Raw genomic sequence first — 7,168 nt, 5'->3', positions numbered from 1 at the left:
GCGTCAGCATCACTATGACCGACCATATCGCCGGCAAGAAATCCGCCGGTGCGCTGTTTGACTACTCCGCCCGCTATACCCTGCTCAGTGAACGGAGCGGTAAACCACTGGCGCATACCCCCTATACCATTACCACCGCTGGCGGTCAGACCCTGTCCGGTAAAACCGATGTGCTGGGCAGAACGATGACGGTACAGAGTGAGGCAGAAGAAAATCTGCAACTGAGTTCACCGGAAACCCCACCGAAACCGAAGCAAACCTTATACCGTGCCAGTGGTAACACGCAGGTAGAGTATGTGATGGAATTTACGGAGAAATAAGTATGACAATATCCAACAGCGGTAAAATGTGCCCGGCCGTGACCTCAATTAATTGCACGATGGAAATAGGGGTCTTTCCCGCCGATGAAGACCCCTGTTATCTGGCGGAAAAAGCTGAGTATGCTCTGCGTTTGCCCGCAATGATTATCACCAAGCTGGGCGCTATTCGCTTTCTTAATCAAATTATTATGAGTGGATTGATTAAGGTTGAAGAACTTAAACATGACTTTTTATGGCCTTATAAAGCAGAAGTGGTGTTTGCTATCAGAGAAGAGGCAGTGCCTTTACCCATGCTGGCAACCAGTCAAATCTCTAAGCAGCGTTATAGTGATAATTTACCGCAATCCAGTAACCCATTTGCCCGGCCTTCTGCCGAAGACGCGGAGAAATTTGGGGTTGTTGGTATCCGTCGCCCCGATATTATTTTGGTTAAAGATGAGGCACTCCGTTGGCCGGGCAGAAATGCCACCTACTTCGATGGTTCTGTGCACCCTGATAATTTGAAAATGTTGATTGAGGTGAAATTTCCGGGGGATGATCTAACTCAGGGACAACAAACTGATTATATCCAGATTGCGACCGAAGATCGCTTTGGGGTGATGCGTGTTGACGATAATCGCTCTGAGGAGCAAAAACAGTACGATGAAGCGTGGCGAAAACATTATCAACCCGGTTCTCAACACTATAAAAATCCCATACCACTGGCACCGCTGCCGCCCGGTTCACCGCCTGATGATAAAGCTTTACCCGCTCTTCCCGCAGAGGGGGTACCGGGGACCATTCCGCAACCCCTGACAAAAAATCCACCGCTGCTTAGCACTTCCCGTTGGTCTTTCTTACCGAGCTATGAAGACTGGGTTGTCCTCGGGCAGGAGGTGGCGGGTCTGACCGAAAACGGATTGAATTATGTCCGTGACAGTACCCGCGAACTCCTTGCTCAGTTTGGAGCATGGTTCAATCAAGCCGGCAAGTGGGTGTGTGAAGAGATTATTGATCCGGTCACTCATCAAGTCAGCTACGCGTTTTCCTGGGTTAATGAACAAACGGGGAAAATCGTGACCTGGACGGAGAATGAGATAAAAGCCCGATGGCAGACTGTGCAACAGGGCTCAGATATCACCCTGGAAGAGCTAAAAAACATTAGCTGGATGCAAATATTAAAAGAGGTGGGGGAAGGCATGCTGGAAGTAGTTGTGATTATTGCCGAAGTTGCCGTTGTTGTCCTGGTCACCGTTGCCGTTGCTGCTGCACTGATTGCACTGGTGGAAATTTTAGCTGTTGCCGCAGCGGCCAGCGCCGCTGCGTTAGCTGCCGTCCTGGCAATATTGGCGAGTGTGACATTTGTCACTGTCTCATAATTAATGGAGAAAATGATGGAAACTTCAGATTACTTTGCCCAACTGAGATCACAACTGACCTCTTTTCTTTTTCTCAATGCCGATGGGCTAACTGTTTCCCGTCTGGGTCTCTCAATTACCCTGTTTTTTAAACGGGGCTACACCCCAGAGAAAAAGCAACGCATTCTGGCCTGTTATCGTCGTTTTCGCGAAGAGTTCGGTACTCACCTGCGTTTTCACCGTCATGAATTGAAAGGGTTAAAAAAATATTCCCCGGAAAATATTGCCAAAGTGGAAGAGGGTATTCTTAATCAGAAAAAAAACCAGTTTTGTGGTTGGGTCGTCAGTGATGCCAAAAATGAAGATGAGGCACCTCATTATCTGATGCGTTACCTGGATTCCCGGGAAATAAGCGGTGATAACGGCATTTCTTACCTAAGCCTGACACTTCCTTGGAATTATCTGAAAGAACAAGAGGGCATGACCCGATTTATGGCCTGGCTGGACTTTCTGTGTGAACAACTCGAACCGGACAGTGGTGACTGTGGCTACTGTCTGGTATTACCCAATGACTTCTATGACTACTTTCCCTTAGAGTACCAACTGGCGCAACGTTACCCTTCCCTGCAAGTGAACTCCGCAGTGCACACAGCTAAATTACAGTATGGAAATTCCATCCGTGGCATTAACTGGATCACCTTACTGTCCAAACGCTTTGTAGAACGGTTGGGGGGGGAATTATGGATACGTCATATGCTGGCCCGCCACCGCTACCCGGATGTGTTGATTACGCCTTATTCCAATGGTCTGATGATCCGCGCTGGTCAATACCCGGATTTAACGCCGCTACCGGGCAGTGTCCCGGAGAGTTATTTTGCTATTAACCAATTGATACGTCCGATACGGGTGATACCTCGTGAAGGCCATTCATTGCACTTCTATGGTGAAGGTCATTTTAATTCAACTTCCACCCTGGCCTGGTATGCCCGTTATGACCGAGGACCGCTGAATGTGACCCCTATGAGAGGTGACCATCCTGCTCTGGTCAGCGGGATCTGGCAAACCGATAGCTTGCCTGATAAGCAGTACTTCTTTGCTCAGGGGACGATGGCTTTTGATGTTGAAGGTGCAGAGACGGGCACAACCGTATGGCATTTAATACGAGAAACGGAAAATATAACGGAGTAAATGATGCGAAGTGTAGTGGAAGGAAAAAAAATTATCCTGAAAGGTGATACCACAACGACCGGAGGCGATGTTTTAAATGGTTCCGGTTTGGTAAACCAACAACTATCGGTTGTCTGTAAAGGTGACCCGGTGTTTTGTCCCGCCTGTAAAAAGATCGGCGTTATTGCGGAAGATTCTATACCCGTTATCTTTCAAGTTGCCTCTTTGTTGGCGGCATTCACTCACCCCGGTTACATAGTTCGCTATGCTCCCGGGGATTCGCTCCCTTGCCGCCGCGATGCATCTTGAAATCCATAGGGTATAGCAGGGAATAGGTTGTTTTTAGTCACGCTATACCGTTTAAAAAGTTGGCATCAATGGGGTACCTATTTTTTAATCCTTAGCTGATTAATCACCGGTAAAAGGGAAATGTCAGTAAAAAAAGAATAATGTAAAAACATGATAAGCTTGTACAGTGGTTTTCATTCTGATGGGTTGCCTATTTTTAATTGTAAACCTGCTATAACGAATGGTCTTTATTGCTTAATTGTGGTAAACCTAATGGCTTTTACATTTTCTTAACCGTATTTAATATCCTTATTTTCATTAAATCATTAAACTGATATTTAGGTTTTCTCGTTTCTCCCTTTTCTGTATTTGATTTTTTAGGTTTAAAACCAGTGAGGGTAGCAGATCAGCTAGCGGTATTAGGATTAACGCTAATTTCTTTAATCATTTTTAATGCGGCTAAACATTTTTGCTTTTTGGGGTTAATTTAAATACCTCTCGGTTTTCTACAATTATAACCTCTGATTTTTTGTAAACTTGTTGCAGTCAGGTAAAATCTTTTGTTTAATAAAATGGGTTTAATGCGGTTAATACTGTTAAATGTTTTGATATGATATATTCTTGTTATTGGGTTAACACTATCATTTTGTCACCTTATTTAATTAATTTAAAACCTATTTTTTCTGATGATTTCTCCTCTAATGTCAGTATGGTATCGGATTTTTTACCCGTTTTAAAAAAATCCTTAATCACTGCTTTTTACTTTTGATGATTAAAGTTTTTACCTGTTTTTTCGTGGTATGCCTGGCCTCTTTTCCAGCTTTTAAAACCATACTGACAGACAAAAAACGGCTTTTCTTAATACCTGTATTTATCATTGGTGAAAACTAGCGGTGATATACCCGTTATCTTTCAAGTTGCTTCTTTGTTGGTTACACTCGTTCACCCCGGTCACATAGTTAACTATGTGACCGGTTTACTCCCTTGCCGTCGCGATGCATCTTGAAATCCATAGGGTATAGCAGGGAATAGGTTGTTTTTAGTCACGCTATACCGTTTAAAAAGCGGGCATTAATGGGATACCCATTTTTTAATCTTTAGCTGATTAATCACCGGTAAAAGGGAAATATCAGTAAAAAAAGAATAATGTAAAAACATGATAAGCTTGTACAGTGGTTTTCATTCTGATGGGTTGCCTATTTTTAATTGTAAACCTGCTATAACGAATGATTTTTATTGCTTAATTGTGGTAAACCTAATGGCTTTTACATTTTCTTAACCGTATTTAATATCCTTATTTTCATTAAATCATTAAACTGATATTTAGGTTTTCTCGTTTCTCCCTTTTCTGTATTTGATTTTTTAGGTTTAAAACCAGTGAGGGTAGCAGATCAGCTAGCGGTATTAGGATTAACGCTAATTTCTTTAATCATTTTTAATGCGGCTAAACATTTTTGCTTTTTGGGGTTAATTTAAATACCTCTCGGTTTTCTACAATTATAGCCTCTGATTTTTTGTAAACTTGTTGCAGTCAGGTAAAATCTTTTATTTAAGAAAATGGGTTTAATGCGGTTAATACTGTTAAATGTTTTGATATGATATATTCTTGTTATTGGGTTAACACTATCATTTTGTCACCTTATTTAATTAATTTAAAACCTATTTTTTCTGATGATTTCTCCTCTAATGTCAGTATGGTATCGGATTTTTTACCCGTTTTAAAAAAATCCTTAATCACTGCTTTTTACTTTTGATGATTAAAGTTTTTACCTGTTTTTTCGTGGTATGCCTAGCCTCTTTTCTAGCTTTTAAAACCATACTGACAGACAAAAAACGGCTTTTCTTAATACCTGTATTTACCATTGGTGAAAACTCAGCAATATGAAGGATGGTTTATGGATTAAAACCATCCTTTAAACTGGACAGGATAATGCCTTCGGAGGGGAAATAGGCATTACGGCATTTAGCCTCTGTCCATTCCCGCTTTTTTACGACATTTATCTACATCTTTCAGCAATTGGTTGACATGATCATCACCAAACAGGGTTTCCAGAGAGGTATTCAATTTACGTCGCCAGTTAGGATATTCCATTACCGTACCTGGAATATTAACCGGTTTATCCATATCCAGCCAATCTTCGGGTTGCAGGCCCAGTAGTGCGCAGGCGCTGTGGGCAATATAACGATGTAGCCCTTGGTTTATTATCGGTGACATGTCTATCTCTTTTGCCATGTGACCGATATGTTCCGGGATACAGCCGTAGCGATGTAAGCCTTCTAATAACCCTTGTTTGCTAGCTTGACGGTCAGTATGTAACCCTTGAAGCAGGTCTTTATCAGGGTATAGTTTGAGTGATTCCCCAAGTGTCAAATCGTTGCTTTGCCAAAATCCACGTAAGGTCGGTAAATCATGGGTGGTGATGGTTGCCATTGCTTGTATCGGGTAATCCTCAGGTGCGCGGTATTCTCCATTGCCATGACGCTCAAAGTAGAGCACTTTATAAGAATAGACACCGCTGTCGCGCAGTTTGCCTACAATCTCTTCCGGTACAATCCCCAAATCTTCACCAATAACCAGACAGCGATGGCGTTGACTCTCTAGTGCCAGAATTGCCATCAGATCATCAACTGGGTAGTGTACATATGCTCCTTTGTCGGCTGTTTCACCGTAGGGAATCCACCAAAGTCTGAGCATCGACATCACGTGATCAATGCGTAGCGCACCGCAATAGGTCATATTAGTGCGCAGCAGCTGAATGAACGGTTGGTAAGCCTGGGCTTGCAAAACATGAGGATTCATTGGTGGTAAGCCCCAGTTTTGACCCAATGGTCCAAGAGCATCTGGTGGTGCTCCCACTGATGCTTTAGTGCAATAGACAACCCGGTTGCACCAGGTTTCCGATCCGCCTTCGGCTACGCCAACGGCCAAATCACGGTAAAGCCCAATCGGCATGCCACTTGTTTGGCTTTGGGTAAAGCAGTCTGCAAGTTGCGTATCAGCCAGCCATTGTAGCCAGAGGAAAAATTCCACTTCCTGCGGGTGAGATTGGCAAAATGTTTGTACGGCTTCACCGTGCGGATCGCGGTACTTTTCCGGCCATACCGGCCAGCCCCAACAGGAGCTATCTTTAGCGTATAACTGGCAGTGCAGAGCGTCATAGGCGGCTTGATAGTAGAGACATTCACCACCCTGAATGACAAATCGGCGGAAAGCGGTTTGTTGGGAATCATGTTCTGGGCGCGTACTGAATTGTTGATGTGCCAGACGTAGTGCTGCTATTTTCAACGCCATCACTGTGGTGTAATCCACCCATTTAGTGCTGCGGGAATACTGTAACGTGCGTTGAGTCTCTGGTGCTTGCCACCAACGCTGTGCCTCTTCACTGAGTTTGAAATCTTCAATCTGATTAACGTCAATGTAAATCACATTAAGCCAGTTGCGTGAAGAGGGGCTATAGGGGCTGGCGCTTTCTGGCATGGCTGGATGCAGTGCATGCAATGGATTCAACCCAATGAAGGCGCCTCCGCGTGCTGCTACCTCTTTCAGCATGTGTTTCAGGTCGCCAAAATCGCCGATTCCCCAGTTGTTTTCTGAACGCAGAGTATAGAGTTGCACACAGGCACCCCAAAGTTTTTCCCTCCTTTGCAGGGCATTTGGTTCATAGCAGCGTTTGGGCGCCACGATAATCTGCATGGACCAGCATTGGTTTCCTTGTGTCAAAGTGAGGTGATGGTAGCCCAGAGCAAGCGTATCAGGTAGCACCAGTTTATGGCAGCAATGCCCCTGAAATTCCTCTCCTTGTTCTGTCTGTATCTGCCATTGGTAGTGCTCTTCATCTTTCAGGGTGATAGTGAAGTGCTCGCCTTGAGTAAAAACTTTTACTGTCGGTAAGGGTGAAACCGACGCGTTGGCCGGTTTGTTTTCACTTATCGCATCCAACAAGTAGTGTCGGGTTTCCGTTGGAATCGCTTGTGGTTTGCCATAAGCATTAATATAGCTGGCGACAATGCCAGCCTCGGTCACTAAATGATCGAGGCTTTTCTCCTCCATGATTT

4 protein-coding genes and 1 pseudogene are annotated in these 7,168 nt (G+C 44.1%); 4 read left to right on the top strand and 1 reads right to left on the bottom strand.

Translation table 11 applies throughout. From position 1 onward, the window contains the following. The 4 genes and pseudogenes from ACGF5R_RS19795 to ACGF5R_RS19780 all read left to right on the top strand — a co-directional run. Positions 1–320 (top strand): annotated as a pseudogene (locus tag ACGF5R_RS19795) (type VI secretion system tip protein VgrG); the annotation flags it as partial. Between the two features lie 2 nt (positions 321–322). After that, complete coding sequence (locus ACGF5R_RS19790) at positions 323–1,678, top strand: VRR-NUC domain-containing protein (protein WP_387692335.1); 1,356 nt, start codon at positions 323–325, stop codon at positions 1,676–1,678. Between the two features lie 15 nt (positions 1,679–1,693). Then, a complete protein-coding gene (locus tag ACGF5R_RS19785; protein ID WP_112879226.1) occupies positions 1,694–2,845 on the top strand; it encodes a DUF3396 domain-containing protein in 1,152 nt (383 codons plus the stop codon). A gap of 3 nt (positions 2,846–2,848) precedes the next feature. Then, positions 2,849–3,133 carry a PAAR domain-containing protein gene (locus ACGF5R_RS19780; protein WP_112879231.1) on the top strand — a complete coding sequence of 95 codons (285 nt, stop codon included), beginning with the start codon at positions 2,849–2,851 and terminating at the stop codon, positions 3,131–3,133. A 1,942-nt stretch (positions 3,134–5,075) separates the two neighbouring features. Here ACGF5R_RS19780 and malQ read toward each other — a convergent pair. Then, complete coding sequence (gene malQ, locus ACGF5R_RS19775; RefSeq protein ID WP_387692333.1) at positions 5,076–7,163, bottom strand: 4-alpha-glucanotransferase; 2,088 nt, start codon at positions 7,161–7,163, stop codon at positions 5,076–5,078. Positions 7,164–7,168: the final 5 nt, after the last annotated feature.

The organism is Photorhabdus sp. RM71S, from assembly GCF_042879355.1.
GTDB classification, from domain to species: Bacteria; Pseudomonadota; Gammaproteobacteria; order Enterobacterales; family Enterobacteriaceae; genus Photorhabdus; species Photorhabdus kayaii.
This window is presented reverse-complemented; position numbering and strand designations above follow the sequence as displayed.

What these genes read in the sequence shown, in the direction of transcription:
- ACGF5R_RS19790 (WP_387692335.1), top strand. Translation starts at nt 323, where the DNA reads ATGACAATATCCAACAGCGGTAAAATGTGCCCGGCCGTGACCTCAATT.
- ACGF5R_RS19785 (WP_112879226.1), top strand. Translation starts at nt 1,694, where the DNA reads ATGGAAACTTCAGATTACTTTGCCCAACTGAGATCACAACTGACCTCT.
- ACGF5R_RS19780 (WP_112879231.1), top strand. Translation starts at nt 2,849, where the DNA reads ATGCGAAGTGTAGTGGAAGGAAAAAAAATTATCCTGAAAGGTGATACC.
- malQ (WP_387692333.1), bottom strand. Translation starts at nt 7,163, where the DNA reads ATGGAGGAGAAAAGCCTCGATCATTTAGTGACCGAGGCTGGCATTGTC.